The organism is Nitratidesulfovibrio liaohensis, from assembly GCF_011682075.1.
Lineage (GTDB): Bacteria > Desulfobacterota > Desulfovibrionia > Desulfovibrionales > Desulfovibrionaceae > Cupidesulfovibrio > Cupidesulfovibrio liaohensis.
The window spans coordinates 1-2,464 of sequence record NZ_VSMK01000405.1 but is presented as its reverse complement, the minus strand read 5'-3'; the positions used below and the strand labels follow the sequence as shown (position 1 = coordinate 2,464).

The window sequence follows — 2,464 nt, the reverse complement described above, 5'->3', positions numbered from 1 at the left end:
TGGCCACCCAGCACAGGGCGGCCAGCAGGATGATGCGCAGGGCGCGGCGGGGCCGCGCGGCCCCGGCCCATGCCTGTGGCGGCACGGACCGGGGCGCGGTGGCGTTATGCATTACTGGTCCAGTTGCTTCAGGGCCACGTCCAGGTGGCGCAGCCAGATGGATACTATGGCGTCCGACGATGCGGTGCCGCGCAGCACCGGGCGCGGGGTGATGCCCCGTTCGCGCAGTTGCGAGGCCAGCGAATCCGGTTCGTCGCCCGCCATGTCGTTGTGGGCGTGGTCGCCCGCCACGGCCATCAGCGGCACCAGCCACGCGGTGCGCACCTTGCGGGCTGTCAGGGTGGCGGTCACGTCGTCGAACGAGGGGGAACCTTCCACCACGCTGATGAAGAACAGCGGGTCGGCCTTGGTCAGGTAATACTGCATGGCCGGGTAGCTGAGTGCGGCGGGGTGGTGCGGGTTGCCGTGGCCCATGAAGATGACCGCATCGCCGGGCTTGCGTTCCTTGGGCAGCAGCGACTTCAGGGCCACGGCCAGGGATTCGGCGTCGTCGGTGGATGCCAGCAGCGGCAGGCCCACGGTGATGCGGGTCAGCCCCTTGGGCAGGCCTTCCATGGCATGCGCAGTGGCCAGCAGGCCGTGGAATTCCTCGCCGGTGATGGTGTGGAACGACTGCACGGCCACGTGGGTGAAGCCTTCCTCGGCCATGTCGGCCAGGGCCTGCTGGGGCGAGGCGGCGGGCTTGCCTTCCTTGATCAGCGAGGCGCGGGCCTTGCGGGCCGACCAGGCCCAGCGGATTTCCGCGCCGGGATGGGTGGCGCGCACCAGCCGTTCGATGTTGTCCAGCGCGGGGCGGGCTTCTTCCACCGTGGTGCCGAAGGCCACCAGCAGGATGCCGTCCTTGCGGGCAGCCTCGCCGCCGTGCCCGGCCTGGGCGGCCAGGGGCAGGGTCAGGCACAGGGCCAGCAGCAGGGTAAGCAGTTGGGCTGCCAGCAGCGGCAAGGTGCGAGAGCGGGAAGTGGAGCGGAAGGCGGCGGGCGACGAGATGCCCGAAAGGGCGCGCGAAAGGGCACTCCGCCGCAGGGCGGGCAGGCCGGAAGGCACGAGAAGCATGGGAACCTCCGAAGAGGCAGGCGGGCAATTGGCAAGGCGGCGGACACACGGGGAGTGCGACCCGGCACGGCCCGGGAAGTTCGGCGTGTCGCCTGCCACGCCACACCGCGCGTTGGTGCGGCTGGGCGGTGGAAGTGGCTGGAGCGACGCATGTGCCCGATGTGCCCGCTGTGCCTGTCGTGATGGCGTGGCGGACGCGGTGGGCGCAGTGGTCGCGGGGACACGGCGAGTACAGTGGGCAGGCGCGGGCGTACGAATCGTGGCCGCCGGTCCCGGAAGGGCAAAAGCCCCGTTGCCTTCCGGGTATGGCCGATGACGCGTCAGGCAGGTCTTCCGGCTTGCCCGACCTGCTCCGGCCTTCCCGGACCGTGGTCCAGTGGCGCTCTGGGGAGCAGGCGTTCTCGCGGGCTTACGGCGGCGGGTCCGCTCCCGATTCGCACGGGATTCCCTATCAAGTCCGATGGACACCTGAAGGACCATGGATAGGCCCCGCGCGGCGGAGCTGTCAAGCAACAGGGGCGGGCCGCTGCGAGAAGCGCGATGAGACACTCTTTTTGACTGCTCCCCTGGCAGAATCCTGCCAGTTCGTGTACGGACGTATATGGTCGGGTTTAGTCCTGTTTGGGGGAATCCGAATTAAACATGTCCCAACTGTTTTGTAATACACGAGTAATACGGAGCTAACGGGTTTGGCATTTCAGTTGCAAAGATGTCGTTAGTCGCACGCCCGAATCCGGTTTGTCCGGACACAGCTGGGTTGACGGGAGTGGGCTGCAAGGGGATCTGAAGCAGTTCGATATTCCTTGATAAATCAGGCGAGACTGCAAGCCCCGGGACAAATTTACGGACGGAGATGGGCATTCCGGAAAAGCCGGACGAAACACGGCAACACCGGATAACAGGCTGAACGCAGGCGGGGCGCGCCCGGAATCGGATTCCGAACGGCATTCCCGCACAACGCAAGGACGGAGTCGCAGCGCGCCTTCGCCAACATGGGGAGATAGCCATGGTTACGCAGAACACCACCACTGGTGCCGCAACGGCGGCCCGCCACATCCAGCTGACACAACCGCAGGCAAACCAGCAGATCGTCATAGACAACATTGCTGGCGCGGCGCTGGATATGGCCTTTCCGTCCGAGGCGGCACAACTGGAGCAGTCCGGCCAGGATCTCGTGTTCCTGTTCGAGAACGGTGGCCGCATCGTCCTTTCCAACTTCTTCGGCCTGTTCGATTCACACCAGTTGCCCGCCTTCAACCTTGAAGACGGCCAGTCGTTGCCGGGCGACGCGTTCCTCGCGGCCCTGCGCGAAGACCTGCTGCCCGCCGCCGGCCCCGGCGCGGGCGCTGCC

At 66.8% G+C, this 2,464-nt stretch carries 2 protein-coding genes and 1 riboswitch; of the genes, one reads left to right on the top strand and one right to left on the bottom strand.

Annotation, left to right across the window (positions count from 1 at the left end):
- Positions 1-111: 111 nt before the first annotated feature.
- The gene (locus tag FVW27_RS13035; protein ID WP_167125776.1) at positions 112-1,113 is read right to left on the bottom strand and encodes a sirohydrochlorin cobaltochelatase; all 1,002 of its coding nucleotides are present in this window, start codon (positions 1,111-1,113) and stop codon (positions 112-114) included.
- 306 nt (positions 1,114-1,419) lie between these two features.
- Positions 1,420-1,600: riboswitch (cobalamin riboswitch) on the bottom strand.
- Positions 1,601-2,119: 519 nt separating this feature from the next.
- On the opposite strand from FVW27_RS13035, the gene FVW27_RS13030 reads away from it, so the two are divergent.
- Positions 2,120-2,464: hypothetical protein (locus FVW27_RS13030; protein WP_167125774.1), on the top strand; the 345-nt coding region annotated here is incomplete at its 3' end.